Annotated in this window: 1 protein-coding gene; it reads right to left on the reverse strand. The window is 67.2% G+C overall.

The window, feature by feature from the left end:
* A partial coding sequence (locus tag GGD63_RS39910) for a condensation domain-containing protein (protein WP_183250663.1) occupies positions 1 to 1,215 on the reverse strand: 1,215 nt, incomplete at both ends.

The following is a 1,215-nucleotide window of genomic DNA, read 5'->3' on the forward strand; positions in this document are numbered from 1 at the left end:
GCCGGGCTCGCGCGCAATCACAAACCGCAACAAAGGCGCTCGGCCAAGATCGATGCGGTGCTGGCGCGGATCAAACCGATCCTTAAGCTGCGCGGCGCCAGGACCAGCAGACCCGTCCAGCTCGACCTCGCTCACCTCCAGCGATGCGTGGCGCCACACCACCTGCGCCGGGCGCGGCAGCCCCTCCCAGACGAACGAGGTGCGCAGAATGTCGTGCCGGTCCACCACCCGCTGGACCGCAGCAAGATAGCGGTCCAACACGCCACGGTCGGCAAACGCCATCTGCGATACCAGCAGGTACGGATCGCCCTTTGTCGCCAACAGATGATGGAACAGGATGCCGTCCTGCAGCGGCGACAAGCCATAAATGTCCTGGATGTTGCCGACCCCGCCGGGCACTGTGGCGATGATCCGGTCGATCTCGCCCTGCGCCAGCTCAATGAGCGGCAACATCTCTGGCGTGATCGCCGTACTCTGTTCGGTGATCCGATTGGCCGGGACCGCCACCTCCTGATGACTGCCCAGGCTTGCGGCCTGATCGGCCAGCACCGGCCTGGCGAACAGCGTGCGCACCTCAACCCCCAGCGACCGCCGCCGCAAACGCTCGATCAGTTGCACCGCCAGCAGCGAGTGTCCGCCGAGCGCAAAGAAGTGGTCGTGGCGTCCGACCCGCTCCACACCGAGCAGCTCGGCCCAGATCTGTGCCAGCGTGATTTCGATCTCGCCTTGCGGCGGCTCATAGGCGCGATGCGCATACGCCTCATCGTCCGGCGCAGCCAGCGCCTTGCGGTTCAGCTTGCCGTTCACCGTCAGCGGCAGCGCCGCCAGCCGCACGAACGCCGATGGCACCATGTACTCCGGCAGGTGCGCACTTATGTGCGCGCGCAAGGCGCCGGCAAGCTCGCTTCCCTCCAGCTCGTTCGAAGCTGCTTCCGGCACGCACACCACATAGGCGACAAGACGCGGCTCGCCGCCGGGGCCCTCGTGCGCCACCACCACCGCCTCGCGCACGAACGGGTGCTCGCAAAGCCGCGCCGCGATCTCGCCGGGCTCGATCCGGAAGCCGCGGATCTTCACCTGGTCGTCGTTGCGGCCCAAAAACGCCAGATTGCCGTCCGGCAGATAGCGCGCCAGATCGCCGGTGCGGTACAGCCGGTCGCCGTCCACAAAGGGACTGGCGATGAACCGCTCCGCGGTCAGCTCGGGCCGGTTCAG

Origin of the sequence: Bradyrhizobium sp. cir1 (assembly GCF_014198245.1) — a bacterium.
Taxonomy (GTDB): domain Bacteria; phylum Pseudomonadota; class Alphaproteobacteria; order Rhizobiales; family Xanthobacteraceae; genus Bradyrhizobium.